At 72.5% G+C, this 25,519-nt stretch carries 33 protein-coding genes; 11 read left to right on the top strand and 22 right to left on the bottom strand.

Translation table 11 applies throughout. The features are described from left to right. Positions 1 to 73: 73 nt before the first annotated feature. The 4 genes from ACLJQZ_RS24575 to ACLJQZ_RS24590 all read right to left on the bottom strand — a co-directional run bounded on the left by ACLJQZ_RS24575 (position 74) and on the right by ACLJQZ_RS24590 (position 3,203). On the bottom strand, positions 74 to 502 hold the full coding sequence (locus ACLJQZ_RS24575; protein WP_410622215.1) for an SRPBCC family protein: 429 nt from the start codon (positions 500 to 502) through the stop codon (positions 74 to 76). Beyond that, entirely contained in the window at positions 499 to 843 is a 345-nt protein-coding gene (locus ACLJQZ_RS24580; protein WP_410622216.1) for an ArsR/SmtB family transcription factor, read from the bottom strand. The genes ACLJQZ_RS24575 and ACLJQZ_RS24580 overlap by 4 nt, the downstream gene beginning before the upstream one ends. A gap of 9 nt (positions 844 to 852) precedes the next feature. Continuing rightward, on the bottom strand, positions 853 to 1,923 hold the full coding sequence (locus tag ACLJQZ_RS24585; RefSeq protein ID WP_410622217.1) for a hypothetical protein: 1,071 nt from the start codon (positions 1,921 to 1,923) through the stop codon (positions 853 to 855). Positions 1,924 to 2,282: 359 nt separating this feature from the next. After that, positions 2,283 to 3,203 carry an SAM-dependent methyltransferase gene (locus tag ACLJQZ_RS24590; RefSeq protein ID WP_410622218.1) on the bottom strand — a complete coding sequence of 307 codons (921 nt, stop codon included), beginning with the start codon at positions 3,201 to 3,203 and terminating at the stop codon, positions 2,283 to 2,285. 137 nt (positions 3,204 to 3,340) lie between these two features. Here ACLJQZ_RS24590 and ACLJQZ_RS24595 point away from each other — a divergent pair, with 137 nt between their 5' ends. The 3 genes from ACLJQZ_RS24595 to ACLJQZ_RS24605 are packed head-to-tail and all read left to right on the top strand — an operon-like array spanning position 3,341 to position 5,439. Then, on the top strand, positions 3,341 to 3,838 hold the full coding sequence (locus tag ACLJQZ_RS24595; RefSeq protein ID WP_410622219.1) for a pyridoxamine 5'-phosphate oxidase family protein: 498 nt from the start codon (positions 3,341 to 3,343) through the stop codon (positions 3,836 to 3,838). Between the two features lie 42 nt (positions 3,839 to 3,880). Beyond that, positions 3,881 to 4,288, top strand: coding sequence for a YciI family protein (locus ACLJQZ_RS24600; RefSeq protein ID WP_326949612.1), 408 nt, complete (start codon positions 3,881 to 3,883; stop codon positions 4,286 to 4,288). A gap of 5 nt (positions 4,289 to 4,293) precedes the next feature. Beyond that, positions 4,294 to 5,439, top strand: a complete 1,146-nt coding sequence (locus ACLJQZ_RS24605; RefSeq protein WP_410622288.1) for an RNA polymerase sigma factor — start codon at positions 4,294 to 4,296, stop codon at positions 5,437 to 5,439. Here ACLJQZ_RS24605 and ACLJQZ_RS24610 read toward each other — a convergent pair. Continuing rightward, entirely contained in the window at positions 5,428 to 5,931 is a 504-nt protein-coding gene (locus ACLJQZ_RS24610) for a 3,4-dihydroxy-2-butanone-4-phosphate synthase (protein ID WP_410622220.1), read from the bottom strand. The genes ACLJQZ_RS24605 and ACLJQZ_RS24610 overlap by 12 nt on opposite strands. Positions 5,932 to 6,025: 94 nt before the next feature. Here ACLJQZ_RS24610 and ACLJQZ_RS24615 point away from each other — a divergent pair, with 94 nt between their 5' ends. Further along, a complete protein-coding gene (locus tag ACLJQZ_RS24615; protein ID WP_410622221.1) occupies positions 6,026 to 6,406 on the top strand; it encodes a hypothetical protein in 381 nt (126 codons plus the stop codon). Here the strand turns inward: ACLJQZ_RS24615 and ACLJQZ_RS24620 are convergent. Both ACLJQZ_RS24620 and ACLJQZ_RS24625 read right to left on the bottom strand, forming a co-directional pair. Beyond that, positions 6,403 to 7,590 (bottom strand): RNA polymerase sigma factor, encoded by a 1,188-nt coding sequence (locus tag ACLJQZ_RS24620; RefSeq protein ID WP_410622222.1) that lies wholly within the window; start codon positions 7,588 to 7,590, stop codon positions 6,403 to 6,405. The two genes, ACLJQZ_RS24615 and ACLJQZ_RS24620, sit on opposite strands and share 4 nt — an antisense overlap. Continuing rightward, entirely contained in the window at positions 7,587 to 7,931 is a 345-nt protein-coding gene (locus ACLJQZ_RS24625; RefSeq protein ID WP_410622289.1) for a YciI family protein, read from the bottom strand. Before ACLJQZ_RS24625 ends, ACLJQZ_RS24620 begins: the two co-directional genes overlap by 4 nt. 70 nt (positions 7,932 to 8,001) lie before the next feature. Between ACLJQZ_RS24625 and ACLJQZ_RS24630 the strand changes: the two genes are divergently transcribed. Further along, complete coding sequence (locus ACLJQZ_RS24630) at positions 8,002 to 9,048, top strand: site-specific integrase (protein ID WP_410622223.1); 1,047 nt, start codon at positions 8,002 to 8,004, stop codon at positions 9,046 to 9,048. Between the two features lies 1 nt (position 9,049). Here ACLJQZ_RS24630 and ACLJQZ_RS24635 read toward each other — a convergent pair whose 3' ends face one another. Further along, complete coding sequence (locus ACLJQZ_RS24635) at positions 9,050 to 9,214, bottom strand: hypothetical protein (RefSeq protein WP_410622224.1); 165 nt, start codon at positions 9,212 to 9,214, stop codon at positions 9,050 to 9,052. A gap of 26 nt (positions 9,215 to 9,240) precedes the next feature. Between ACLJQZ_RS24635 and ACLJQZ_RS24640 the strand changes: the two genes are divergently transcribed. Further along, on the top strand, positions 9,241 to 9,750 hold the full coding sequence (locus ACLJQZ_RS24640) for a CGNR zinc finger domain-containing protein (RefSeq protein ID WP_410622225.1): 510 nt from the start codon (positions 9,241 to 9,243) through the stop codon (positions 9,748 to 9,750). On the opposite strand, the gene ACLJQZ_RS24645 is transcribed toward ACLJQZ_RS24640, so the two are convergent. Beyond that, positions 9,747 to 10,235 (bottom strand): hypothetical protein, encoded by a 489-nt coding sequence (locus tag ACLJQZ_RS24645; RefSeq protein WP_410622226.1) that lies wholly within the window; start codon positions 10,233 to 10,235, stop codon positions 9,747 to 9,749. The two genes, ACLJQZ_RS24640 and ACLJQZ_RS24645, sit on opposite strands and share 4 nt — an antisense overlap. On the opposite strand from ACLJQZ_RS24645, the gene ACLJQZ_RS24650 reads away from it, so the two are divergent. After that, a complete protein-coding gene (locus ACLJQZ_RS24650) occupies positions 10,234 to 11,010 on the top strand; it encodes an SGNH/GDSL hydrolase family protein (protein ID WP_410622227.1) in 777 nt (258 codons plus the stop codon). The two genes, ACLJQZ_RS24645 and ACLJQZ_RS24650, sit on opposite strands and share 2 nt — an antisense overlap. Here ACLJQZ_RS24650 and ACLJQZ_RS24655 read toward each other — a convergent pair. From ACLJQZ_RS24655 to ACLJQZ_RS24680, 6 genes are all read right to left on the bottom strand, one after another. Next, positions 10,990 to 11,604, bottom strand: a complete 615-nt coding sequence (locus ACLJQZ_RS24655) for a TetR/AcrR family transcriptional regulator (RefSeq protein WP_410622228.1) — start codon at positions 11,602 to 11,604, stop codon at positions 10,990 to 10,992. The two genes, ACLJQZ_RS24650 and ACLJQZ_RS24655, sit on opposite strands and share 21 nt — an antisense overlap. After that, entirely contained in the window at positions 11,585 to 11,851 is a 267-nt protein-coding gene (locus ACLJQZ_RS24660) for an SRPBCC family protein (RefSeq protein WP_410622229.1), read from the bottom strand. Before ACLJQZ_RS24660 ends, ACLJQZ_RS24655 begins: the two co-directional genes overlap by 20 nt. A gap of 97 nt (positions 11,852 to 11,948) precedes the next feature. Further along, the gene (locus ACLJQZ_RS24665; RefSeq protein ID WP_410622230.1) at positions 11,949 to 12,269 is read right to left on the bottom strand and encodes a metalloregulator ArsR/SmtB family transcription factor; all 321 of its coding nucleotides are present in this window, start codon (positions 12,267 to 12,269) and stop codon (positions 11,949 to 11,951) included. A gap of 26 nt (positions 12,270 to 12,295) precedes the next feature. Next, positions 12,296 to 13,825: an FAD-dependent monooxygenase gene (locus ACLJQZ_RS24670; protein WP_410622231.1), complete on the bottom strand. Its 1,530-nt coding sequence runs from the start codon at positions 13,823 to 13,825 to the stop codon at positions 12,296 to 12,298. 80 nt (positions 13,826 to 13,905) lie between these two features. Beyond that, positions 13,906 to 14,526, bottom strand: a complete 621-nt coding sequence (locus ACLJQZ_RS24675; RefSeq protein ID WP_410622232.1) for a TetR family transcriptional regulator — start codon at positions 14,524 to 14,526, stop codon at positions 13,906 to 13,908. 54 nt (positions 14,527 to 14,580) lie between these two features. Continuing rightward, positions 14,581 to 14,901, bottom strand: coding sequence for a hypothetical protein (locus ACLJQZ_RS24680; RefSeq protein WP_410622233.1), 321 nt, complete (start codon positions 14,899 to 14,901; stop codon positions 14,581 to 14,583). A gap of 156 nt (positions 14,902 to 15,057) precedes the next feature. On the opposite strand from ACLJQZ_RS24680, the gene ACLJQZ_RS24685 reads away from it, so the two are divergent. Beyond that, the gene (locus ACLJQZ_RS24685; protein ID WP_410622234.1) at positions 15,058 to 16,404 is read left to right on the top strand and encodes an MFS transporter; all 1,347 of its coding nucleotides are present in this window, start codon (positions 15,058 to 15,060) and stop codon (positions 16,402 to 16,404) included. 63 nt (positions 16,405 to 16,467) lie between these two features. On the opposite strand, the gene ACLJQZ_RS24690 is transcribed toward ACLJQZ_RS24685, so the two are convergent. From ACLJQZ_RS24690 to ACLJQZ_RS24720, 7 genes are all read right to left on the bottom strand, one after another. Continuing rightward, positions 16,468 to 17,832 carry an SPFH domain-containing protein gene (locus ACLJQZ_RS24690; RefSeq protein ID WP_410622290.1) on the bottom strand — a complete coding sequence of 455 codons (1,365 nt, stop codon included), beginning with the start codon at positions 17,830 to 17,832 and terminating at the stop codon, positions 16,468 to 16,470. Positions 17,833 to 17,920: 88 nt separating this feature from the next. Beyond that, positions 17,921 to 18,394: an SPFH domain-containing protein gene (locus ACLJQZ_RS24695; protein ID WP_410622235.1), complete on the bottom strand. Its 474-nt coding sequence runs from the start codon at positions 18,392 to 18,394 to the stop codon at positions 17,921 to 17,923. Between the two features lie 11 nt (positions 18,395 to 18,405). Next, complete coding sequence (locus tag ACLJQZ_RS24700; protein ID WP_247051749.1) at positions 18,406 to 18,840, bottom strand: NfeD family protein; 435 nt, start codon at positions 18,838 to 18,840, stop codon at positions 18,406 to 18,408. Between the two features lie 185 nt (positions 18,841 to 19,025). After that, on the bottom strand, positions 19,026 to 19,838 hold the full coding sequence (locus ACLJQZ_RS24705) for a DUF3097 domain-containing protein (protein WP_410622236.1): 813 nt from the start codon (positions 19,836 to 19,838) through the stop codon (positions 19,026 to 19,028). A 51-nt stretch (positions 19,839 to 19,889) separates the two neighbouring features. Beyond that, positions 19,890 to 20,777 carry an aminoglycoside phosphotransferase family protein gene (locus ACLJQZ_RS24710; RefSeq protein ID WP_410622237.1) on the bottom strand — a complete coding sequence of 296 codons (888 nt, stop codon included), beginning with the start codon at positions 20,775 to 20,777 and terminating at the stop codon, positions 19,890 to 19,892. Then, on the bottom strand, positions 20,777 to 21,592 hold the full coding sequence (locus tag ACLJQZ_RS24715) for an SCO1664 family protein (RefSeq protein WP_410622238.1): 816 nt from the start codon (positions 21,590 to 21,592) through the stop codon (positions 20,777 to 20,779). Before ACLJQZ_RS24715 ends, ACLJQZ_RS24710 begins: the two co-directional genes overlap by 1 nt. A gap of 2 nt (positions 21,593 to 21,594) precedes the next feature. Continuing rightward, positions 21,595 to 22,170, bottom strand: coding sequence for a DUF3090 domain-containing protein (locus ACLJQZ_RS24720; RefSeq protein WP_247051745.1), 576 nt, complete (start codon positions 22,168 to 22,170; stop codon positions 21,595 to 21,597). A gap of 76 nt (positions 22,171 to 22,246) precedes the next feature. On the opposite strand from ACLJQZ_RS24720, the gene ACLJQZ_RS24725 reads away from it, so the two are divergent. From ACLJQZ_RS24725 to ACLJQZ_RS24735, 3 genes are read left to right on the top strand one after another with little or no spacing between them, the layout of a single operon-like run. Then, positions 22,247 to 24,172, top strand: coding sequence for a prolyl oligopeptidase family serine peptidase (locus tag ACLJQZ_RS24725; RefSeq protein ID WP_410622239.1), 1,926 nt, complete (start codon positions 22,247 to 22,249; stop codon positions 24,170 to 24,172). Next, positions 24,169 to 25,074 carry an LD-carboxypeptidase gene (locus ACLJQZ_RS24730; protein ID WP_410622240.1) on the top strand — a complete coding sequence of 302 codons (906 nt, stop codon included), beginning with the start codon at positions 24,169 to 24,171 and terminating at the stop codon, positions 25,072 to 25,074. Before ACLJQZ_RS24725 ends, ACLJQZ_RS24730 begins: the two co-directional genes overlap by 4 nt. Beyond that, positions 25,071 to 25,484 carry a TIGR03668 family PPOX class F420-dependent oxidoreductase gene (locus ACLJQZ_RS24735; RefSeq protein ID WP_410622241.1) on the top strand — a complete coding sequence of 138 codons (414 nt, stop codon included), beginning with the start codon at positions 25,071 to 25,073 and terminating at the stop codon, positions 25,482 to 25,484. The genes ACLJQZ_RS24730 and ACLJQZ_RS24735 overlap by 4 nt, the downstream gene beginning before the upstream one ends. The last annotated feature ends 35 nt before the right edge of the window (positions 25,485 to 25,519 follow it).

Raw genomic sequence — 25,519 nt, forward strand, 5'->3', positions numbered from 1 at the left:
TAACAGCCGAGGAGCGCGTCCAGGTCCTTCGCCGCCACCGCCGCGACGCGGGACTCGACCAGCACCCTCGGGGTCACTTCAGCTCCTCGCCGAGCTTGTCCAGCCAGTCGCCGGTGCCCTGCTCGCGCCAAGCGGGTTCCTCCGCGCCGTCGAGGAAGGTGCCCTGCTCGGTGAGGACGAGCCGGGTGCCGCCGGCCTCGGGGTGCAGCTCGATCGTCGTCGTCGAGACGGTGGCGAGGGTGTCGCCGCCGGTCAGCGTGGTGGAGTAGACGATCCGCTCGTCGGGGACGATGTCGTGGTAGGTCGAGGCGGCCTCCAGCTTGTTACCGTTCGGCGCGGTGCCCGTGGTCACCTCGCGGCCGCCGGTGCGGAAGTCCAGCTCGTGGGTTTCCCCGCCGAACCAGCGGGCCTTCGCGGCGGGGTCCGCCCAGGCGTCGAACACGCGCGCGGGTGTCGCGGCGTAGGTACGTTCCAGGGTGAACGTGCTGTGCGTGACGGTCATGAGGTGCGTCCTTCCGAATTGCCCGGCTCGAGGAAGTCCCCGAGCCGGTCGAGCTTGCTTTCCCACGCGGTGCGCTGGTGCCCAAGCCAGTGCTCGCCGGCGCGCAGCACCTCCGGCACGATCCGGCAGGTGCGCACCCGGCCGATCTTCTCCGAGCGCACGATCCCGGCCGTTTCGAGCACCTGCAGGTGCTGCACGACGGCGGCGAGCGACATCGGCAACGGCGCGGCCAGCTCACTGACCGACGCCGGACCGCGCACGAGCCGCTCCACCAGCGCCCGCCGCGTCCGGTCCCCCAGCGCGCGGAACACCAGGTCCAGCGCCTCGTCATGGTTAAGCATGTACTTAAGTTAGGCTCGCTCGGCCCATTGGTCAAGTAACTGCTTAAGTGTTGCTGAGACTTCTTCGTCCTTCAGGGCCGCGCGTACCTGGCTCAGCCGGTGGTCGGCGGCGTCGGCCCGGGCCGTACTGGCGCGCAGCTCGGCGCCCAGGTTCGTGGTGGTCTCGTGCATGGACCGGACGGTCTGCTCGTGAGCCGTCTGCACCTCGGCCAGCCGCAGGTCGAAGCCGGCGCGGAGCCGTTCTACGTCGGCCTGGGCCCGGTCCGCGGCTTCCTGACGGGCCTTCGCGTGCTCCTCGCGTGCGGCGTCGAGCTTCTGTGAGACGGCTTCTGCTCGGGTTTCGGCGGCCTCCGCGCGAGCCGTCGCGGCTTCCGCTCGCACGTTGGCGTCCTGACCACGGCCCCGTTCGTCGTCGAGCGCGGTCCGGGTGGCGGCGAGTTCGGCGGTGACGGTGGCGATGGTCGTGGCCCGCTCCCCGGCGAGGGTCGCGGCGGCCTCGGCCCGCTCGGCGACGCGGGCGAGCTCATCCCGAACGGCGGCCAGCTGCCCTTCGGCGCGTTGCTGCTCCTGCACGGCGGCCTTCCGGACGGCGCGCTCCTGATCCCGTTCCCGGCCGGCGGCCGTCTTCTCCTTCTCGGCGACGGCCGCCTGCCGCACGGCTTCTTCGGCGACGTCGCGAGCCTGCGCGGCTTCGGCGTCGGCCCGGCCGCGCTGGAGCCGGTGCTCGTCGGCCTCGGCCAGAGCGGCGTCCCGCTCGGCGAGGGCGGTGGTGGTGGTCGCTTCGAGCTGGTGGCGCAGCGTCGTGAGCGTCTCGACGAGCCCGCGAGCCGGTTCGAGCACCCGGTCGATCTGCCCGGACAACGCCGTGACGGCCGTGTCGTCGAGTGCGGTGTCGCTCTCGCGCAGGGACTCGGCGTCCGCCAGGACGGCTTCGGCGTCGCGGCAGGTGAGGTTCCGCCGCCCCCAGGTCTTCCCGTCCTGGCAGAACCGCGCCCGGCTCCCCCGGCCCACGGCGGGCGGCAGAGCGGCTCCGCAGCGTCGGTACTCGCAAACCCGGGCTTGACCAGCATCTTCCGTCATGATCCAGACCCTATCAAACCTTCTGATTAGAATCAGAAACAGTTGTGTCAAATCAAAAGATAACCAGCACCATGCGTGAGTTCGGATAAGGTTACATATCCAAACTCAGATGGGCCTGGAGAAGCCTTGAGGCTTGACGGGGTGCGAAGAGGCGCCCAAAAACTAGGACCCCCCTCCCAGGGGCCCGCGCACCGACACCGGACGGCGCGAATCCCCCGACCGCGCGCTCGAAGGACGGCGGCGCGATCTGCCCCACCCCCCGCGCGCTGATCGGGTCTGCCGCGGCTGGTCGTGAGTGTTTAGGAGGGTTCTAACCCTCCTAAACACTCACGACCCTCGGCGGGCCTTCGTGCGGGTGGCTACTTCGGCGTCTCGGTGAGGGTGCCGCTGATGTAGCGCACGTTCCCCAGCCGCAGGCCGTCGTCCTTCAGGGGCGGGAGGTTGACGGCGGCCAGCAGGTCCCCGACCGTGCTTCCGGTCAGCTCCCAGCCGAGGCCGGTCAGGTAGGGAGCCGCCTCACTGCGTTCGCCGAAGTAACGCAGCTTGGCCATGCCGGGGTCGAAACCGCTCTCGCGCCAACGCTCGGAGACGCGGTCCAGGCTTTCCTTCGTCCGGTCCTCCTCGCCCGGCTTCGGGTTGAGCCGGCTCTCGGTGGCCACCCGGCTGCCCGGCGCGCTGAGTTCGGTGATGGTGTCCAGCAGGCTGTCCTGGGCCTCCGGCGGCAGGTAGCCCAGCAGGCCTTCGGCGCTCCACGCAGTCGGCCGCGTCGGGTCGAAACCGGCGTCACGCAGGGCGGCCGACCAGTCGTCACGCAGGTCGGCCGCGGCCACTCGCCGGTCGGCGGTGGGCTCGGCGCCCAGCTCGGCCAGTGCGCGGGACTTGAACTCGACGACCTGCGGCTGATCCAGCTCGTACACCACCGTCCCGGCCGGCCAGGGCAGCCGGTACGCGCGGGAATCCAGCCCCGAAGCCAGGATCACGGCCTGCGTGATGCCCGCGTTCGCCGCGTCGAGGAAGAAGTCGTCGTAGAACTTGCCGCGGACCTTGGCCACGTCGATCGCCACCTGCTCGACCAGGTCGCCGGGCGGCAGCTCGCCGGACGCCAGCCGGGTGAGGAGGTCGACGCCGACCGCCCGGACGAGCGGTTCGGCGAACGGGTCGGCGTAGAGCGAGCTGTCCTCGCGGGTCGCGATCGCCCGGGCCGCCGCCGCGGCGGTAGCCGTGGTGCCGACGCTGGACGCCAGGTCCCAGGTGTCGCCGTCCTGCCTGGTGGAAGTCATGTTCTGCCCCCGTCTTCGGTTGAAGTCGCCGCACTCTAGAACGGGCCGCGAAAAATATCGGGACCCGTCCCCGGCGGTGATGTCGAGAATGCGGGTCCGGCTCCGTCCCAGGGGCAACAGCGACCACTGGAGGAACCGTGAACCAGCTCGAGATCACCGAGATCCTGAACCGCCCGTACAGCCAGGAGCTGCTGGCCCGCGACCTGACCCGGCTGGCCTACGTCGCCAAGGACGGCACCCCGCGCACCATCCCGATCGGGTTCACCTGGACCGGCTCGCAAGTCGTCCTCTGCACCCCGAAGAACGCCCCCAAGCTGCACGCCCTGCGCGTCAACCCGGCGGTCGCCCTGACCATCGACACCGAGGTGCACCCGCCCAAGATCCTGCTCATCCGCGGCCAGGCCGAACTCGACGTCGTCCACGGCATCCCGGAGGAGTACCTGCAGATGAACGGCACCTACGAGATGACGCCCGAGCAGCGCGTCGGGTGGGAGGCCGAAGTGCGGTCGCTCTACGACGGCATGGTCCGGATCGTCATCACCCCGACCTGGGCGAAGCTGATCGACTTCGAGACGACCCTGCCCAGCGCCGTCGCGGAGCTGGTTCAGGAGCGCACCGCGCGTCAAGACGCCTGAGCCGCCGCAGTCCGCCAAGATAACCCGCAAAAGGAGACCACCATGACCAAGTATCTGCTGCTCAAGCACTACCGGGGCGCCCCGGCCGCGGTCAACGACGTCCCGATGGACCAGTGGACGCCGGAGGAGCTCACGGCCCACGTCCAGTACATGCAGGACTTCGCCGACCGGCTCGAGAGCACCGGCGAGTTCGTCGAACACCGGCCGCTCTCCCCCGACGGCACGTTCGTCCGGTCCGACGGCGAGGGGCGGCCGCCGGTCACCGACGGGCCGTTCGCGGAGACCAAGGACCTGATCGCCGGCTGGACGATCATCGACGTCGACAGCTACGAGCGCGCGCTCGAGCTCGCCGGCGAGCTGTCCGCCGCGCCGGGTGCCGGCGGGACGCCGATCCAGGAGTGGCTCGAGGTGCGCCCGTTCCTGACCGCGCCCCCGACGATCACGGAGTGACGTCCGTGGACGAAGCCCTGCTGCGGACCCTCACCCCCACCGTGCTCGGCGTCCTCGTCCGGCGCGGCGCCGACTTCGCGGCGGCCGAGGACGCCGTGCAGGACGCCCTCATCGAGGCGCTGCGCACGTGGCCGGACGAGGTGCCGCGCGACCCGCAGGGCTGGCTGATCACCGTGGCGTGGCGCAAGTTCCTCGACGCCACCCGCGCCGAGACGTCCCGGCGGCAGCGCGAGGAACGCGTCGACGACGAGCCCGCGCCCGAGCCGGGTGCGGCCGTGGACGACACGCTCCAGCTGTACTTCCTGTGCGCGCACCCGTCGCTGACCCCGGCGTCGGCCGTCGCGCTCACGCTGCGCGCGGTCGGCGGCCTGACCACGCGGCAGATCGCGCAGGCCTACCTGGTGCCGGAAGCGACCATGGCCCAGCGGATCAGCCGGGCCAAGAAGACCGTCTCGGGCGTCCGCCTCACGCGCACCGGCGACCTCACCACGGTGCTGCGCGTGCTCTACCTCGTGTTCAACGAGGGCTATGGTGGCAGTGTTGATTTGGCCGCCGAGGCGATCCGGCTCACCCGCCAGCTGGCGGTCGGGACCCACGACGAAGAGGTCGCGGGCCTGCTCGCGCTCATGCTGCTGCACCACGCCCGGCGTCCCGCGCGGACCGGGCCCGACGGCAGTCTCGTGCCGCTGGCCGAGCAGGACCGGAGCCGCTGGAACACCCGCCTGATCACCGAGGGCGTCGACATCCTCCAGACGGCGCTGACCGGTGACCGCCTGGGCGAGTTCCAGGCCCAGGCGGCCATCGCCGCGCTGCACGCGGATGCGCAGACGGCCGAGGAGACCGACTGGGTGCAGATCGTCGAGTGGTACGACGAGCTGGTGCGCCTCACCGGCAGCCCGGTGGCCCGGCTCAACCGGGCCGTCGCGGTCGGCGAGGCCGACGGCGCCCGTGCCGGCCTCGCGGCGTTGGCGGACCTCGACCCCGCGCTACCGCGCTACACGGCCGTCTCGGCGTACCTCCACGAGCGCGACGGCGACGCGGCGGGCGCGGCCCGGCTCTACGCCGAGGCCGCCCGGGCGGCGGCCAGCGTCCCGGAGCGCGACCACCTCACCCGCCAAGCGGCCCGGGTCAACGCCCGGCTACGCGGCTGACGCCGGCCGGGTCGGGAACCGCGCAGCATCGCCAAGCTCGCCGCCGGCAGCGCGCACTCGCCGCGCAGCCGGTCCAGCTCGCCCGGCTTGGCGAGCCGCGTCGGGTCGAGGGGGCTGACGATGTGGGTGTACTCCGCCGCCGGGCCACAGTGGGCCAGGTCCACCAGGTCGAACGCCGCTTCGGGGAAGCCGGCGTGGCGACGACCCCGTCCTGGTGGTCGCGCGAGTCATCACGTGCCCGGCCGCTGGAGCCGCCAACGGGTCGGCCAAGCGCGAGAGCGTCGTCGCGCGGTCGGTCGCCGAGATGCCGGTGGTGACGCCGTCCGCCGCGTCGACCGTGACGCCGTCGCGCACGTGCGTCAGGCACAGCGTCCGGTCCAGCCGGTTGGCGCGGGCATTGAGGTCCGCATAGGACACTTCGGGGCCGTCGCCGCTCAGCGCCGTCCGATGTGGACGCAGCGCGGCGGCGCGTTTGAGCAGCCGCGGCAGCACAAGCTCAGGCCGGCCGGGTTCCCGTCGACGGGCATGGATCCCTGTTCAGACCCCGCCACGCAGATGGACCTGGGCCGCCGGGTCGAGGACATCGGTGTGGACTACGTCTTCTTCGCCGACGGCTACGTCACCCACGGCGAGAACGGCGCGCATCGGGCACGCGCAGCCGCACATCTCGACACCGATCGACGCGCCCGTCGAGTTCCACGGCGAGTACCACGACCTGCGCGGCAGCCTGATCGGCCCGCACATCGAGCAGCAGCCGTGGCCGTGCCTGTTCAACGCCGGCGTCTCGGCCGCCGGGCAGGAGCTGATCGCGGGCACCTGCGACTTCGCGTTCACCCCGCTGCCGGACGACTACTCGAAGGTCCGCAAGAACGTCGACTTGCTCGCCGAGCGCACTGAGGCGGCCGGACCGACGCCGAGGCTCAGGAGAAGATCCGGCCGAACGCGGCTGGAGCTGGTGACGCGCTAGCCGCACGCGGCGCGTTTTCGTTCCAGCAACGCTCTTTCCGCGGCGTTGCCGGTCAGCTCGATCGCCGTCGTGTACGCCGTGACCGCGTCCTGCCGACGCCCGAGGCGCTCCAGCAGGTCCGCGCGGATCGCGTGGTAGAGCGGGAATCCGCCGAGGTCGAGGTCGTCGACCAGGACGAGCGCGGCGGCGGGCCCCTCGACCTCGGCGACGGCGATCGCGCGGTTCAGCGCCACCACCGGGGTCGGGGTGAGCGCGAGGAGCTGGTCGTAGAGCTGCTTGACCTGCGCCCAGTCGGTGGGGGCGTCGCTGTGGACGGCGTTGATCGCCGCCTGGATCTGGTATGGGCCCGGCTGGTTCCGCCGCAGGCAGCGGCGGACGATCTCCTGGCCCTCGGCGATCAGGCCGGCGTCCCACCGCGCGCGGTCCTGGTCGGCCAGGAGGACGAGGGCGCCGTCGGCGGTGGTGCGGGCGGTGCGCCGGGAGTCGACGAGCAGCATCAGCGCGAGCAGGCCCCAGACCTCGGGTTCGTCCGGCATCAGGCCGGCGAGGACCCGGGTGAGGCGGATCGCCTCACGGCACAGGTCTTCGCGGACCAGGTCGTCGCCGGCGCTGGCGGTGTACCCCTCGGTGAAGATCAGGTACAGCACGGCGAGCACCGCCGCCAGCCGGTCGGGCAGGTCGGCGTCCTGGGGGACGCGGTACGGGATGCCGGCGTCGCGGATCTTGTTCTTCGCGCGGACGATGCGCTGGGCCATCGTGGCCTCGCCGACCAGGAACGCGCTCGCGATCTCGGCGGTGGTCAGGCCGCCGAGCAGCCGCAGGGTGAGCGCGACCTGGGCGGCGGGGGCCAGCGCGGGGTGGCAGCAGGTGAAGATCAGCCGGAGCCGGTCGTCGGGCACGGCGCCCTCCTCGACAAGCTCAGTCTCGGCGTGCAGCAGCGCGGCCTGGGCGTGCTTGTCCTCGCGCGCGGACTCACGGCGCAGCCGGTCGACAGCCCGGTTCCGGGCGGTAGTGATGATCCACCCGGCCGGGCTGGGCGGCTGGCCGGTCTCCGGCCACCGCCGGACGGCCTCGGCGAACGCGTCCTGGACGGCTTCCTCGGCGATGTCGATGTTCCCGAAGACCCGCACCAGCACGGACACCGCTCGCCCGTACTCGGCGGCGAAGACGCGTTCGACGCTCATGTGCCGTCGGCGAAGGGCCGCACCTCGACGGGCAGCGGCGCGACGGCGTCGGCGAGCCGGCGGCCCCACGCCAGGGCGGCGTCGAGGTCGGGCGCGGTGATGATGGTGAACCCGCCGAGGTGTTCGCGGCCTTCGGCGAAGGGCCCGTCGGTGCGGAGCGGGTCCCCGGCCCGCACCACGGTGGCGCTCGACGGCGGGTGCAGTCCCCCGGCGAACACCCAGGCCCCGGCGGTCTTGAGGTCGGCGTTGAGCGCGTCGAGCTTCCCGGTGACCTCGGCGAGCACGTCCGGCGGCGGGGTCGGGCCGTCGGGCTGGTAGATGCTGAGCAGGTAGTGCGGCACGGCAGGATCATGGCACGACGATCCGCGCGGGCTGCGGTCCGTGGAGATCGACATACCGTAACCTCGGCGGGTGCCTGGCGACCTGGAACCGGTGACCGACGCGGCCCTGGCCGCCGCGAGCCCGGAAGACCGGCTCGCGCTGCTGGACGAGGCCGCCACGCGGCACGTCGACGGGCAACGGCCGCCCAACACGCTCAAGGCCTACGCGCAGGACTGGCAGGTGTGGCAGGACTACACCGCCGAGACCGGGATCCCGCCGCTGTCGGCGTCGATCGGCGCGCTGACCGGGTTCGTCGTGTGGCTCGAACGCGGGCGGACGCTGCGCCCGGATGAACGTGTCGTGCCCGAGGTGCCGGAGCGGGCCGCCCCGGCGGCGCCGTCGACGATCGAACGGCGGCTCACCGGCGCGCTCGCCGGGCTGCGGCACCACAAGGTCGTCATCGACACCGAGGCGAGCCGCGCGGCCTGGCGCGCGTTGAAGGGCTACCGGCAGCGGCTCGCGCGCGAAGGCGTCAAACTCGGTCGCGGCAAGGCGACCATGGTCACCCTCCCCGATCTGCGGGCGATGTCGCGGGCCTGCCCGGACACCCTCGCCGGCGCGCGCGACCGGGCGATGCTGCTGATCGGGTTCCCGATCGCCGCGCGGTGCTCGGATCTGGCGAACCTGCTGGTCACCGACGTCGAGCCGGTCGACGACCGGGGCCTGGCGATCACCGTGCGGCACGGCAAGAGCACCGGTGACATGGTCGTGCCGCGGCGGGAGAACCCGGACACCGATCCGGTCCGGGCGTGGCACGCGTGGCGCTCGGGCGCCGGGATCGGCGAGGGGCCCGCGTTCCGCCGGGTCGACCGGCACGGCAACGTCGGCGTGCCGGCGCTGAGCACCACCGGCGTCAACCAGATCCTCACCCGGGCCGGCGTCCGCGCCGGGCTGCCGTACCCGGTGACCGGGCACTCCCTGCGGTCCGGGTTCGCCACGGAGGCCCGCCGGGCCGGGGCCGACGACCTCGCGATCGCCGACCAGGGCCGGTGGGTGCGCGGCAGCCGCGCGCTGTACGAGTACATCCGCCGGGTCGACCAGTGGGACGACAACGCGGCGGGCGTGCTCGACCTCTGACTCACCGGGTCAGCTGCCCTCTCGTCGCGCCGACGACTTCGCCGTCGAGGCGCGCGAGCCAGCTGCCGCAGACGCAGCGCACGTACTCGAGCCGGTGGGAAACGGGCTGGGCCGCGGGCAGTTCGGCGAGCGGCCAGCCGCAGCGGGGGCAGCGATTGGTGTCCATACCCCCGATCGTGCTGTAATGACTCAGTGCACTTCAACCCTTACGGCGGACCGGCCGCACAGGTCGCCGCCGACCTGGTCAACGCGGGTTCGGCGAGCGAGCTGTTCGACGCGATGGTCGGCAACGGCATGTCCATCGCCGCCCTGACCGGCGACGAGGCCGCACGCATCGGCGCCTGGGCCGCCCGGCTGCGGCCGGTGTTCGCCGCGACGCCTGCCGAGCGCGTCGACCTCGTCAACGCGCTGCTCGCGGAGTCGGCATGCCGGCCGTACATCACCAGCCACGACGGCAAACCGCCCCACCTGCACTACTCCGAGGAGGACGCCGGCCCGGTCGGTCGCGTCCGCGCCTACACCTCCGGCGGCCTCGCCCACCTGGTGTGCGAAGCGCCGGACCGGCTGGGCATCTGCGGCCGCGAAGGCTGCGACACGGCGTACGTCGACACCTCGCGCAACGGCCGTCGCCGCTTCTGCTCGACCCGCTGCGCGACCCGCGTCCACGTCGCCGACCACCGCGCCCGGCAGCTCACGGCCTAGTTCCCCGCCCGCCAGGCGAGAACCATTGGGCTGGCCTCGGCGAACCGCTCGAACGTCAGGCCCGCGTCGAGCACCGCGTGCAGCAGTCCGGGTAGCGGCAGGTGAGTGGCGCCGACCTTGTCGCGCAGGCCCTGGTCGGTCCACGACGCCGTCGTCCAGCCGGCGTCCCGGTAGCCGGGCCGGGCGCCAGGACGCGGGCGACCTCGCGCAGTACGGCCGGGTAGGTGGGCATGTCGGTGCACCGTCACGGCGACGACGGCGGGCAGCGACCCGTCGGCGAACGGCGGCGTCACCGCGCGCGATCGGGAGCGTGCAGGCGCCACCGGCAGCCGGTCCGCCGCGTAGCGCAGCATGCCTTCGGAGATGTCGACGCCGAGCGGGATCCGGCCGAGCGACCGGTCCATGCGGGAGCGGAGCCAGGTATTCCGCGAAGGGCGGAACCGGGTCTCCGGGTGATCGGCGTCGCTGCCTAGACTGAATCTCATGAGCAAGCGCTTAGTAGCACTGGGGGACTCGTTCACCGAAGGCGTCGGGGACGACGATCCGGCCGCTCCCAACGGCGTGCGCGGCTGGGCCGACCGCACCGCCGAGGAGCTCGCGGCCCACGAGCCGGGCTTCCGGTACGCCAACCTCGCCATCCGCGGCAAGCTGATGGGGCAGGTGCTCGCCGAGCAGCTCGAGCCGGCCCTGGCCATGGCGCCCGACCTCGTGACGCTCTACGCGGGCGGCAACGACCTGATGCGGCCCAAGGTCGACATCGACGCGCTGATGGACGCCTACGAGACCGCCGTCGCCCGGATTCGCGCGACCGGGGCCCGGCTGGTGCTGTTCACCGGGGTCGACGGCGTCGAGGACCCGCTGTTCCGGACGATCCGCGGCCGGGTCGCGATCTACAACGAGCACGTCCGCGGTATCGCGGCCCGCCACGACGCGCTGCTGGTCGACATGTGGGGCATGCGGCAGCTGCGCGACCGGCGGCGCTGGGCGCCGGACCGCTTGCACCTCAACGCTTTCGGCCACACCGAGGTCGCCATCGCGGTGCTGGACGCCCTCGGCGTGACGCACCCGCTCACCGCGGCCACGCTGGGCCCGCGCGAGGTGCTCAGCCCCGCCGAGCGCCGCAGCCGGAACCTCCGGTGGGCCCAGGAGCACGCCGTGCCGTGGGTGCGGCGCCGGCTGCGCGGCGAGTCGTCCGGGGACACGATGACCGCGAAGCGGCCCACGCTCGAGCCGATCGGCTCAGCCGCGCTCCCCCACTGACGCGCGGGGGCGGAGGCCGTCGAAGAGGATCGCCACGGCCCGGTCGCGCAGGCGCGCGTCCGGGCCGGCGTACTCGGCGGCCCGCGCGGTGCCGATGATCACCGTGATCAGCTCGCCGACGACGAGGTCGTCGCGGACCGCGCCGACACCCTGCGCCCGCGAGAGCAGCACGCCGAGCGACTCGATCAGCCGCGCGCCGATGTCGGACTCCGTCTTCGGCACGGTGACGCCGGCCGCGGTGAGCGCCTCGAAGTAGGCGTTCTTGGCGCTCGACATCTCGATCCAGCTGGTCAGGAACGCGAAGAACGCGCCACCCGGGTCGCCGGACTCCGCCGCGACGACGGTTTCGGCCTCGTCGACGAACCGCTGCAACCGCGCGTAGAGCACCGCTTCGAGGAGGGCTTCCTTCGTCGGGAAGTGCCGGAAGACGGTGCCGATGCCGACCCCCGCGGCGCGCGCGACCTCTTCGGTGGGCGCCCCGGTGCCCTTGGTGGCGAAGACGCTCTCGGCGGCTTCCAGCACGCGGGCCCGGTTGCGCCGGGCGTCGGCTCGCAGCGGCTTCGAGTCGGTGGGATCAGCGGCGGCGGGGGTCACCACCCGATGGTAGCTGTGCCTCGTCGGTCAGCGTGTCCAGCAGCCGGGCCAGGGCCCGCGGCACGTGGGAGCGCCAGCCGCCGCCCATGATCCGCCGGGACATCCGCTGGAACTCGTCGTCGGGGTCGAACCCCTCGCGGCTGAGGAAGAGCCGGGTGCCGGCGCCTTCGGGCTCGAGGCGCCAGGTGACCGTCCACTGCGGACCCCAGCGGATGCCGAGCTTGCGCTCGGGCTCGACTTCGAGCACCTCGCAGGAAGGTCCGGTTCGGTGAGCGCGCGCCACACCTTGCGGGCCGGGTGGGCCAGGAACCGGTCGACGTGGATCGCGGTCGGGTCGTCGTCGGTCACCGGTCCTCTTCCCGGTCGAGCAGGTCACGCAGGTTGGCGAGTTTGCCGCGCCAGAAGCGTTCGTACGGGGTGAGCCAGTCCGCGACCTCTTCGAGCGGCGCCGCTTCCAGCCGGTAGACGCGGTTGCGACCGTGGCGCTGTTCGTCGACCAGGCCGGCCTCCCGAAGCACCCGCAGGTGTTCCGAGAGGCTGGGCCGGGCCATCTCGAACCGCTCGGCGATCGCGCCCGCGGCCATCGGGCCGTCGAGCAGCAGCCGCAGCACCTCCCGCCGCGCCGGGCTGGCCAGGGCGGCGAAGACGTCGTCGTTGACCGGCATGTGACCGACAATACGTAGGAGATCTCCTACATGTCAACCGGGCTGCCGAACCACCGCTCCAGGGCCGCCCGCAGGGCCTTGCGATCGGTGTCGTCGGGGTCCGTCGCGCTCGTCGCCCAGGCGACGTACCCGTCGGGCCGGATCAGCATCGCGGTCGCCTCGTGGCCGGCCTTCCCGGTGACGACGTCGACGCGGCCGGCCCAGCCGGTCACCTCGGCGCCGAGTGAGGCCGCCGGGGTCAGGTCGAGCAGCAGCGGCCGGGCCGTCCTGGTCAGCTCGGCGAGCCGCACTCCGTTGGCCGACACCAGATCCGGGGCCCAGCGGCCGTCGAGCGGGTGGGCGGTGCCCGGCTCGTAGCGGATGTCGGCGCCGGACATCAGGTCCGCGATGTGCTGCACGGTGCTCGGCTGCCGCAGCAGCTCGCCGAACAGCTCCCGCAGCGCCGTGACGTCACTGCCCGGCGCGATGAGCGCCGACTGGGCCTGGGAGTGCATGACGACCCGTTCCGCGACCGGGCGGCGTTCGGCCTCGTAGGTGTCGAGCAGCCCGGCCGGCGCCCGGCCGCCGACCTCGGCGGCGAGCTTCCAGCCGAGGTTGACCGCGTCCTGCAGGCCGAGGTTGAGGCCGGGCCCGCCGATCGCGGAGTGGACGTGCGCCGCGTCGCCGACCAGCAGCACGCGACCGGCGCGGAACCGGTCGGCGAGCCGGGTGTTGCGGCCCTTCAGCCGGCGCAGCAGGTGCGGGCCGTCGCCTTCGGGCGGGCCGATCGGCAGGTCGAAGCCGAGGACCCGGCGGACGCTCGCGCGCACCTCGTCGAGGGTCACCGGGCGGTCTTCGTCGTCCTCGGCGTCGTCGCCCCATTCGATGGCGGTGACGCCCGTGCCCGCGGCGAGCGGCGCGTAGACGAAGAGCCCGTGTTCGGTGCGGTAGTGGAACAGCGGCGGGATCACGCCGTAGCCCGGCACGCGCAGACCGCCGGTCGCGGCGTCGATCAGGTCGGCGGGCACGGTGGCGCTCGCGCTGTAGGAGATCGTGCGATCGTCGGTGACGCCGGGGAACCCGATCCCGGCGAGCTTGCGGGTGACGCTCTTGCCGCCGTCCGCGCCGACGACGAACCGCGCGGTCAGCGCGTAGGGCCCGTCCGGGCCGGCGACCTCGACGGTGACCTGCTCGCCGTCCTGGGTCAGGCTGGTCAGCGCGTGGCCCCGGCGGATCTCGACGCCGAGTTCGGCCGCGCGCTCGCCGAGCGCGGCTTCGATCCGCCGCTGCGGGACGGGGAGGATGTTCAGCGGGTTGGGCTCGGCGAGGGTGAGGTCCAGGCGCAGGGCGCCGAACACGAAGGCGGGCACGGGCGGGCCGATCGGGCCGGCCAGCCGCTCGTGCAGACCGCGGCGGTCGAGCAGGCGCACGACCTGGCCGACGAGACCGTTCGCGCGGGGCGTCGGGCTCGGTTCGGGCAGCGCCTCGAGGACGATCGGGTGGACTCCGGCCAGGGCCAGCTCGCAGGCGAGCATGAGGCCGTTGGGTCCGGCTCCGGCGACGACGACGTCTTCCATGGCGAAACTCCTTGCAGTGGAAAGAAAAGGGCATGACGAACTCGCCCGGCGGGTGCCGGGCGCCCCAGTGATGCGATAGGTCAGCGCGGTTCGGGCAGGCCGGCGGCGAGCCGGCCGAACACGTCCCGCAGCAGGGCTTCCATCGACGGCGGCGGGTCGGTGCCGAGCCACTGCTGGATCACGACGTGGTGCGCGGCCCCGACCACGGCCGCCACCAGCTGCGGGTAGACGTCCGTGCCGGCGTCGGTGCCGGTGCGTTCGGCGACGGCGAGGGCGAACTCGGCCTCCCCCGCGGTCACCGCCTTGTGCATCTCGCCCTGCAGCGCGGGCTCGGCGACCATCAGCCGGACGCCCTCGATCCACGCCTGGTCCGGCGCGCGCCCCTGCCCCTGCTCGCCGAGCGCGAACCCGGTCAGCACGGCGTGGGTGACGGCCTCCCAGAGCGGCTCCCCGGCCGGCCGCTCGCGCAGCGCGGCCGCGATGGCCCGCGACCGGTCGTACTGGCGGGCCGCGATGGCCTCGCCCTTGCTGCCGAAGTAGTTGCTGAAGGTCCGGGTGGACACCCCGGCCTCGGCGGCGATGTCCTCGACCCGGACGTTGTCCAGCCCTCGTTCGACGGTGAGCCGAATAGCCGCCCAGCTCAGCGCGACGCGCGTCTCCTGCTTCTTGCGCTCACGGAGGCCGCCGGTGTCGAGGTCCATGACTCCACGGTACAGAAACTTGCCGAATCTGCAAACCTGCCGATTCGGCAAGTTTCAGCCGCGCTCCCGGCCTGGCAGCGGCACGCCACCGAGGAACGCCTCGTACGGACCGGCCGCGTCAGCGTCGACCGCCGGCGAGCCGCGGCCGTAGCGACCGTCGGTCCGATCGCGCTTCGGCCCGGACAGCCAGAACTCTTCGCCGCTGTCGACGTCGACGAAGTTGGCGGAGGACAGGCCCCACCAGCGCCGCAGGGTGCGGCCGTGGACGTAGGCCGTCTGCCAGGTCTTGGAGAACCGGACCCACGCGATCCACGACGGGCCGCGATCGGTGTCGTAACCCGTCTTGAGCTGGAGGTACATGACCCGGCGCGCCATGCGGTGAAGGTAACCGGCGCGGCATCGACCCCGCGCGGGGTTTTCGCGCGCGCCGGGAGTCCTTCACGGCTTGAACAACTTCTCGGTCATCGATCGCCGAATTCGTCGGGGACCGTCACACTGTTGTGTGACGTCGGTCACCGGAGGTGTTGATAGATGGTCCTCGGAGACAATGGAATCACTCACAAGGTGGAGCCGGACAGCAAGTCAGGGCGGGTGCAAGTACGGCGTGCGGCGCTGGCGAGCTCGATCGGCACGACCATCGAGTGGTACGACTTCTTCCTCTACAACACGGCGGCCGCCCTGGTCTTCCCGCACCTGTTCTTCCCCGCGTCGAGCGCCTACGCCGGGGCGATGCAGTCCTTCGCGACCTACGCGGTCGGGTTCGCGGCCCGCCCGGTCGGGGCCGCGATCTTCGGGCACTGGGGTGACCGGATCGGGCGCAAGACGACGCTGATCGTCACGTTGCTGCTGATGGGCATCTCCTCCGGCGTGGTCGGGCTGCTGCCCGGGACGGCGGCGATCGGGTTCGCGGCACCCCTGATCCTGGTGCTGCTGCGGCTGGTCCAGGGCATCGCGATCGGCGGCGAGTGGAGCGGCTCGGTGCTGCTCGCGATGGAGTGGGGCGACCAGAAGAAACGCGGGCTGCTCGGCAGTTTCGCCCAGATCGGCGTGCCGGTCGGGCTGGTGCTCGGCACCGGCGGCATGACGCTGCTCTCGGCGACGCTGACCCCCGCGGCGTTCGACTCCTGGGGCTGGCGGCTGCCGTTCCTGGCCAGCCTGATCCTGGTCGCGATCGGCCTGGTGATCCGGCTGAAGATCCTCGAGACGCCGATGTTCGCCAAGCTCATCGAAAAGGGTGAGACCGCGAAGACCCCGGTGCTCGACGCGATCCGCCAGCACTGGCGCGAGATCCTGCTCTCGTCCGGGGTGCGCTTCAGCGAGCAGATGCCGTTCTACCTGTTCACCAGCTACGTGCTGATCTACGTCGTGGCGCGCCACGACTTCAGCAAGACGTTCGTGCTCAACGCGGTGCTCGTCGGCGCCGCGCTGGAGCTGCTGATGATCCCGCTGTTCTCGCAGCTGTCCGACCGGTACGGCCGCAAGAAGGTCTACCTGACCGGGGTCGTGCTCACCGGGCTGATCGCGTTCCCCTACTTCGCGATCCTGACCGGCGGCGGACACGCGCTGGTGTTCGTGATCGTCGTCGTGTCGTTCATCCCGCACGCGCTGCAGTACGGCCCGCAGGCCGCGCTCATCGGCGAGAGCTTCCCGACGCACCTGCGGTACGGCGGCGCGGGCCTGGGCTACCAGCTGGCGTCGGTGTTCGCGGGCGGGCCGGCGCCGCTGCTGGCGACGTGGCTGCTGCACCAGACCGGGACGCCGTACTCGATCTCGGGCTACATCGTGCTGTCGGCGATCGTCTCCGTGGTGTGCGTGATCTGGCTGAAGGACCGCTCCCACGCCGACATCGACGACGCGAGCGTCTACCGCCGCGCTTGAAACGCCGTGAAGGCCTCCTTACCGGCCATAAGAGCCGGTAAGGAGGCCTTCACGGACCAAACGTCAGCGGCGCGGGCCACCGAACGGGGGCTGCTGCGGGAACGGCCCGCTGCCCGGGTTCTGCTGCTGGCCACCGTACTGCCCCGGCGGCGGGGTCTGCGGCGGCGGGCCCTGGTAGGAGCCACCCTGCGGCGGACCGGAGTGCTGCTGGGACTGCAGGGGCGACTGTGGCTGGGGCAGGCCGGCCGGCGGCGTCGACGCCTGCTTCGGCGGTGCGGGCGCGGGGGTGACCTCGGTGCCGCGGTCCTCGTCGGCTTCGATCTCCGGCGCGGGAGCCTGCTGCTGCGGACGCGGGATCTGCGGCCGCGCGGGCGGCGCGCTGCTCGGCACCCCGAGGGCCGGGACCTCCTGGCGCGCCACGGCTTCGGCGGCCGCGACGGCCTCGGCGACCTTCGGGTCGCTCTTCGTCTCGAACCAGTCGGCGACCTCTTCGTCCTCGAGCTCGGGCTTGGCCGGGACGTCGTCGTCCTTCGCCGGCTCGTAGCGGAAGACGCCGTCGTCGCCCGGAGCGCCGAGCGCACGGGCGAAGCCTTCGAGGGCCTTGCCGTAGTCGCTCGGGATCATCCAGACCTTGTTCGCGTCGCCCTGCGCCATCTGCGGGAGCGTCTGCAGGTACTGGTAGGCCAGCACCTCCGGCGTCGGGCGGCCGGCCTTGATCGCGGCGAACACCTTCTCGATCGCCTTCGCCTGGCCCTGCGCCTGCAGGTAGCGCGCGGCGCGTTCACCCTGCGCCCGCAGGATGCGCGACTGCCGCTCGGCCTCGGCGGCGAGGATGGTGGCCTGGCGGGCACCTTCGGCGGAGAGGATCTGGCTCTGCTTCTGGCCTTCCGCGGTCTTGATCGCGGACTCCCGCTGGCCTTCCGCGGTGAGGATCATGGCGCGCTTCTCACGGTCGGCGCGCATCTGCTTCTCCATCGAGTCCTGGATGGAGGGCGGCGGGTCGATCGCCTTGAGCTCGACGCGGCCGACGCGGATGCCCCAGCGGCCGGTCGCCTCGTCGAGCACGCCGCGCAGCTGGGTGTTGATCGAGTCGCGCGAGGTCAGCGTCTGCTCGAGGCTCATGCCGCCGACCACGTTGCGGAGCGTGGTGGTGGTGAGCTGCTCGACACCGACGATGTAGTTCGAGATCTCGTAGACCGCGGCACGCGAGTCGGTGACCTGGAAGTACACGACAGTGTCGATCGACACCGTCAGGTTGTCCTCGGTGATGACGGGCTGCGGCGGGAACGAGACGACCTGCTCGCGCAGGTCGATCCGGGCCCGTACCTTGTCCAGGAACGGAACCAGGAAGGTGAGGCCCGGTGACGCCACTGTGCGGAACCGGCCCAGCCGCTCGATCACGGCCGACTGCGCCTGCGGCACGACCATGATCGCCTTGGCCACCACGATGATCACGAACAGGACCACCGCGATGACGGCTATGAGCGCTGCTGTCCCCAAGAGACCTTCTCCTTACCTAGTACCATTCTTGCGCGGTTGACGGCGTTCCGGGCGCCGCGGGCGGACGCACCGTGAGCTCGAGCTCCTTGGTGGTGATCCCCCAGCGTCCCGTGGTGTCGTACAGGACCGTCCACACTGTACGGTGCAGGTCCTCCGGTGCGGTGACGGCACGCTCGGCGGTCGTCAGGCCGGTCTCCTGCCGCAGCGCGGTCAGGGTCAGCTGTTCGATCGCGATGGCCGGGTTGCCGATTTCGTAGGTGGCCAGCCGCGGGTCCGTGACGGCGAAGGTGACCTCGAACGCGACGAGGACCTCGTGCCCGTCACCCGCTTCGATGGCCCGCGGCGGACAGGACAGGATCTGGTCGCCGAGGTCGACGCGGGCCCGGACGCTGTCGGCGAACGGGGTCACGAAGTGCCGGCCGGGGCCGAGCACGGTGCGGAACCGCCCGAGGCGCTCGATCACCGCGGCCCGCCCTTCGGGCACGCGCACCAGGCCGAGGCTCACAGCTCGGCCGACACGACGGCGGTGGCCCCGGCGATCTCGACCACGGTGACCGCGGTCCCGGGGGCGATCGGCTCGTGCTGTTCGGAAATGCTGCGCGCGGACCAGACGTCCCCGGCGAGTTTCACCTGCCCCGCTTCGAAATCCACTGTGGACACCACGACGGCGCGGGCGCCGATGAGCGCGTCGATGCCGGTGCGGTGGCCGGTGCCGGCGAAGAACCGGCGTTTCAGCGCGGGCCGGACCAGCACGAGCATCCCGACCGAGGTCACGGCGAACACGACGGCGTCGATCAGCAGGTTCCCGGTGAGCACGTCGGAGCCCGCTCCGAACAACGCGGCGACGCCGAGCATGATCAGCACGAAGTCGCCGGAGAGGACTTCCGCGATCATCAGGGCGATGCCGACGATCAACCAGACCACTGCCCATGCCATGGCTTCATGCTCTCAGATCGTGCCGGTTCGCACCGGCGTAGTGCTGTATCGATTATTACCAATCCGGCCACAGTCACGGCCGAACAGCTGCGTAGCAGCGGTTACCTGCCCGTGGGGGTGGGCCTGCTTTTGGCCGGATTGGTAACTGGGCGTGACCCACGCGTGACCTTGGACAAATCAGACATTCAGCCCTCTTCCGTCGGCTCCGTGACGAAATCGATGAGCCGCTCCACGGCCCCGATGAGCGGGGTCTCGAGGTCGCGGAAACTGCTCACCCCGCTCAGGACACGTTGCCAGCCTTCGAAAGGTTGCCCCCAGCCGAGCGCGTCACAGATCCCCTGCTTCCACTCGGTGCCACGCGGGATCTTCGGCCACGCCCTGATCCCGACCGCCTCGGGCCGCACGGCCTCCCAGACGTCGATGTAGGGATGGCCGGTGACCAGCACGTTCTCGTCGCGGACGCCCGCGACGAGCCGGGACTCCTTGCTGCCGGGCACGAGGTGGTCGACCAGCACGCCGAGCCGCCGGCCGGGGCCGGTGCCGAACTCGGCGATCCGGTCGGAGAGCACGTCGACGCCGTCGAGCGGTTCCACGACGACGCCTTCGATGCGCAGGTCGTGGCCCCAGACGCGTTCGACCAGCTCGGCGTCGTGCTTGCCCTCGACCCAGATCCGCGAGTCGCGGGCGACGCGCGCCTGCAGGCCCTGGACCTTGACCGAACCGGACGCCGACACCTGCTTGACCGGCGCCTGCACCGTCTTGACCGGCACGAGCGTCACCGGCTTGCCTTCCAGCAGGAACCCGGCGGGCTCGAGCGGGAACACGCGGTGGCGGCCCTTGCCGTCTTCGAGCACGACGTTGCCGTACTCGATCTTGATCACGGCACCGCAGAACCCGCTGGCCGGGTCTTCGACGACCAGGCCGGGCTCGGCGGGGACTTCCGGCACCTTCTTGCGGCGCCGGCCGGCGAGCACGTCGTCATAGGAGTGAGAGCGCACGACCAGCGAAGGTAGTGGCCGGAGTGACCCCGGTGGGTGACGCCACGCCGGTCAGCGCGCCATCTGCAGCAGGGCGTCGGTGAACGGCGTGTGCTCGCCGCGGCGCAGCGGGCCGTGCGCGAGCAGCGGAGCCAGCGCGACGCACCAGGCGTGGACGCGCTCGGCGTCGAGGTGCGGCACGTGCGGCGCGAGCAAAGTGATGCCGTCGTCGATCGTGCCGCCCGCCGCCATCGGCAGGAAAGCCCAGTCGACGGCGTCCATGGCCGGGTCCCCGACGCTGGGCCTGGGGTCGATGGCGACCACACCGCGGCCGGGGCCGGCGTCGAGGACGTTGCCGGGGTGCAGGTCGCCGTGCACGACCGCGACCGGCCCGCCGCCGGCGGCCAGGGCGAGTGCCCGGTTTCGGGCCCTGGCCAGCAGTCCCCGGGTCAGGTGGGGCTCGGCCGCGGACCCGGGGACGGTGCGGTCGGTGATGTCGTACATGAACGTCACCCGATCGGTCAGCGACGGGAGATCGGCCGGGGGTGCGACGCCGTGCAGTTGGGTGAGCAGGTCGCCAATCTCGGCCCACGGGACGTCCCGGCCACGCAGTTCGGTGCCGGGGACCAGCCCTTCGAGCAGGATCGCGCCGGCGTCCAGATCGGTGTCGAGGAGCTGCACGGCCCGGGGGCAGCCGGTCCACGCGCGCAGCCCCGCGGCCTCGAGCCGGGCGATCCCGGGGTCCGGCGTCAGCTTCAGGACCTGCAGCTCACGACCGGGGCCGGTGCACAGCAGCGTGCGGCCGGTGTTGCCGGGCCGGGCCTCGCGGACCGCCAGGCCCCAGCGGGCGCTCAGCCGGGCCACCAGGTCCGGGAGGGCGTCGCACCACGGGCCGGCCACGTCCGCGCCGAAGCGGGTCACGAGCCGGGCGCGCGCGGCGTCGTCGAGGACCGCCGTCATCAGAACAGGGGCCAGGGAACCGCGCGCCAGTCGTCGCCGGGCTCGGGGAAGATGCCTTCCGCGAGCAGCAGGTCGGTGCGCTCGGCCAGGGCCCGGATCTCGAACTTGGTGATGTGCCCGGCCAGCTGTTCGCCGAGCTTGCCGTCGATCTCCGAGCGCAGCTTCCGCAGTTTCTCGACGGTGTCCGGCGGCACCGGCTCACCGATCCAGCCCCAGAGCACGGTCCGCAGCTTGGGGTCGGTGTGCAGGCAGATGCCGTGGTCGACGCCGTAGACGCGGCCGTCGACGCCGGGCAGCAGGTGCCCGCCCTTGCGGTCGGTGTTGTTGACGACGATGTCGAGCACGGCCAGATCGCGCAGGCCGGGGTGGTCGGCGTGGGCCAGCACCGCGGGCTCGCCGAACCGGTCCTGGGCGTGCAGCACGACCCGCCAGCCGTCGGGCAGCTCCTCGGGGGCGCGGACCTCGACCAGGTCGTCCTCGGTGGTCTCGATCCACAGCTGGACCATGCCGGGGCCGAACGGGCCGTCGCGCAGCACGGTCGGCGGGATCCCGCCGATGCCGCTGGCCTCGGCGATGATCGCGGTGGCGACCTCGCGGCCGGCGAGCGTGCCGTCGGGGAAGTCCCACAGCGGCTTCTCCCCCGACACCGGCTTGTACACGACGGTGCCGGTGACGCCGTCGAGCTCGATGGCGCAGAACAGCGTGACGTTGGAGGCGTCGACGAGCCGGCCTTCGACGTCGATGCGGCCGTGCGTGACGAGCTCACGCGACGCCGGGTCGGCCGGGTCCGGCTGTGCCACCGGCGTGTCGGCCATGGTCAGTCTTCGCCCGCGTCGGTGTCGCGCCGGTAGCCGTTCTGCCGGGGGCAGATGTGCCCGGCCGGGTCGAGCGGCTCGGCGCACAGCGGACACGGCTTGCGGCCGGCGTTGACGACGCGGTCGGCGCGCTCGGCGAAGGCCCGCGCGGCGGCCGGGGTGAGGAAGACGCGGACCGCGTCCGGGCCCTCTTCGGTGTCGTCCAGCACGACCGTTTCGTCGACCTCGCCCTCGGTGATGGCGAGCAGCTCGATGACGACGGCGCTGCTGTCGGCGTCCCAGCCGAGGCCCATGGTGCCGACGCGGAACTCCTCCTCGACCGGCACCGTGAGCGGCTCGAGGTCGACGAGGTCGTCGGGCGCGTCTTCGGGCACGTCGGCACCGAAGCGGCTCGCCACCTCCTCGAGCAGCGAGCCGAGGCGTTCCGCGAGGACGACGACCTGCTGCTTTTCGATGGAGACGCTGATCGTCCGCACTTCCTCCGAGGCCTGGAGGTAGAAGGTGCGGTCGCCGGGCTCGCCGACGGTGCCGGCGACGAAGCGATCCGGCTGGCGGAAGACGTGGATTACGCGAGACATAGCACCAATGACCCTAGGCCACCGGCGCATGATCGGCATCCGCCGCCCCTCGTTCCCGGGCCGCTAGCCTCTGGGGGTGTCTCCGATCTCCCCGTACGGAACGTGGTCCTCGCCCATCTCCGCCGCCGAGGTGGCCGCCGCCGGCGGCGGCCCGCAGTGGCTCGACGTCGTCGGCGAAGAGGTGTGGTGGGCCGAAGCAAGGCCTGGTGAGCAGGGTCGCGTCGCCCTCGTGCGCGCGGTGCCGGGCGGCGGGACCGAGGACGTGCTCCCGGCGCCGTGGAACGTCCGCAACCGGCTGCACGAGTACGGCGGGAAGCCGTGGGTGGCCGTCGGCGGTGTGGTGGTGTTCACGCACTGGGCCGACCAGCGGGTGTACGCCCAGCGGCCCGAGGGTGTGGTGGCGCTCACTCCGGAGCCCGCGCGGCCCCAGGCCGTCCGCTACGGCGACCTCGGACCGGGCCGGCCCGGCGAGGTCTGGGCGGTGCGCGAGCGCAGTGTCGGCGAGCGCCCGGCCGACGTCGAACGCGAGCTGGTCGCGATCGCGGTGGCCGACGGCGCCGAGCGGGTGCTGGGCGCGAGCCACCACTTCCTGACCGCGGCGAAGCTGTCCCCGGACGGGCGGCACGCGGCGTGGTTCGGCTGGGACCACCCGGCGATGCCGTGGGACGGCACCGAGTTGTGCGTCGCGCCCGTGGGCGAAGACGGGACGTTCGGGCCGCACCGGGTGGTCGCGGGCGGCGCGGACGTGTCCGTCTGCCAGATCGAGTGGGAGTCGGCGGACACGCTGCTGGCGCTGCTGGACCCGGACGGCTGGTGGAACCTGCACCGCGTCGGCCTCGACGGGACGCTGACCAACCTCGCGCCGGTCGAGCAGGAGCTGGGCGGGCCGCTCTGGAAGCCGGGTGCGCGGTGGTTCGTGCCGCTGGGCGGCGGCCGGCACGCGGTGCTGGCGTCGAGCCGGCTGGCCGTGCTGGACGAGGCGGCCGGTTCGGTGACCACCGTGGCGCACCAGCTGACGGCGTGGTCGAGCACCGGGCTCGCCGCGTACGGCGGCGGCGTCGCCGGGGTCGCGGCCGGGCCGATCCGCGAGGCCGGCGTCGTGCACTACGCGATCGACGCGGACCTGATGACCGACCTGACCGAGCAGCCGGAACTGGCCGTGGCCCACGTGCCGGTGCCGGACGAGCGGGTGTTCACGACGGCCGACGGCGAGACCGTGCCGGTGGTGCTCTACCCGCCGTCCAACCCGGAGTTCATCGCGCCCGAGGGCGCGGTGCCGCCGCTGCTGGTGCACGTCCACGGCGGCCCGACCGGCCAGCACCTGCCCGTGCTGGACCTGGAGATCGCGTACTTCACCAGCCGCGGGTTCGCCGTCGCGGCCGTCAACTACGGCGGCTCGACCGGCTTCGGCCGCGCCTACCGGGAGCGGCTGCGCGAGCAGTGGGGCGTCGTCGACGTCGCCGACTGCGTCGCGGTGGCCGAGGCGCTGGTGGCGGCCGGGCTGGCCGACGGCGAGCGGCTGGCGGTCCGGGGCGGCAGCGCCGGCGGGTTCACCGCGGCGGCATCGCTCACCACGACGAAGACCTACCGCGCGGGCACCGTGATGTACCCGATCGTGGACCTCGCCGGGTGGACCGGCGACGGCGGCGAGACGCACGACTTCGAGTCGCGGTACCTGGAGGGCCTGGTCGGTTCGCTGCCCGCGCACCGGCAGCGTTACGTCGACCGGTCGCCGCTGGCGAACGCCGGGGCGCTGGCCGGGCCGGTGCTGTTCCAGCAGGGCCTGGAGGACCGGATCTGCCCGCCGGAGCAGGCGGACCGGTTCGTCGCCGGCCTCGCCGGGCGCGGGATCCCCTACGCCTACCAGCGGTTCCCCGGTGAGCAGCACGGGTTCCGCCGCGCGGAGACGATCGTCGCGGCCCTGGAAGCCGAATTGTCCTTCTACGGCCAGGTGTTCGGGTTCGAGGCGCCGGGTGTGCCGCGCCTGGAGCTGTCGCGGTGAGGCCGCCGCGGTTGCGGGCGGGCGACACGCTCGCCCTGGTGGCGCCGGCCGGGCCGGTGCCGGCGGATCTGCTGGAGAAGGCGATCCCGGTGCTGCGCGGCTGGGGTGTCGAGCTGCGGATCGGGCCGTGCGCGCGCGCTTCGGCGGGGTCGCCGCCGTACCTGTCCGGTTCGGACGCCGCGCGGGCGGCGGAGTTCACCGAGGCGTGGTGCGACCCGGGGGTGCGGTGCGTGCTGGCCGCGCGCGGCGGCTACGGCGTGCAGCGGATGCTGGACCTGGTCGACTGGACGGCGTTGCGCGCGGCGGGGCCGAAGGTGCTGGCCGGGTCGAGTGACATCACGGCGTTGCACCGGGCGGTGGACGTCCACTTGGGACTGTCCAGTTTGTTCTCCCCGATGCCGGCGAGCGTGCTGTTCGACGACGTCGCGGTGGAGCACCTGCGGCGCGCGTTGTTCGAGCCGGAGCGCAATCTCGTCGTGCGGGGCGCCGCGGCTTCGGCGCTGGTGCCGGGCCGCGCGTCGGGGACGCTCGTGGGCGGGAACCTGTCGTTGCTGGCGGGCGGCATCGGGACGCCGGAGCACGGGTCGGCGCGGGACGCGGTCGTGCTGCTGGAGGACGTCACCGAGAGCGTGTACCGGCTGGACCGGATGCTGACGCAGCTGCTGCGCAGCGGGTGGTTCACCGGCGTCCGCGGGATCGTGCTGGGCTCGTGGGCGGCGTGCGGCTCACCGGCGGACGTCGAGGCGTTGCTGCTGGAGCGGCTGGGGCCGTTGGGGGTGCCGATGGTGGGCGAGTTCGGGTTCGGGCACGTGGCGTCGTCGCCGACGTTGCCGCTGGGTGTACCGGTGACCTTGGACGCGGACCTGGGGACGCTGACGTTCGACGCCCCGGCGCTGACGTGAGGCTGCCTCCCGCGGAAGCTCGCTCCCGGTTCGCCGCCGCCCGGGTGGCCCGGCTGGCGACGGCGTCGGCGTCCGGTGTCCCGCACCTGGTCCCGGTGACGTTCGCGGTGCACGGCGACCGGATCGTCTTCGCGGTGGACCACAAGCCGAAGTCTTCGTTGGCCCTGCGCCGGCTGGCGAACATCGCGGAGAACCCGGCGGTGAGCTTCCTGGCCGACGGCTACGACGAGGACTGGTTACGCCTGTGGTGGACCCGCGCGGACGGCGTCGCGAGGGTCCTCTCCGACGCGGACCGCGCCGAGCCGGTCTCGTGGCTGATGGCGAAGTACGAGCAGTACGCGGAGCGGCCCCCGGAGCACGCGGTGGTCTCGACGCTGGTCCACACCTGGCGCGGCTGGGCCGGGTCGTGAGTGTTTAGGAGGGTTCTAACCCTCCTAAACACTCA

The sequence above is a fragment of the Amycolatopsis sp. cmx-8-4 genome (assembly GCF_046548675.1).
Taxonomy (GTDB): domain Bacteria; phylum Actinomycetota; class Actinomycetes; order Mycobacteriales; family Pseudonocardiaceae; genus Amycolatopsis.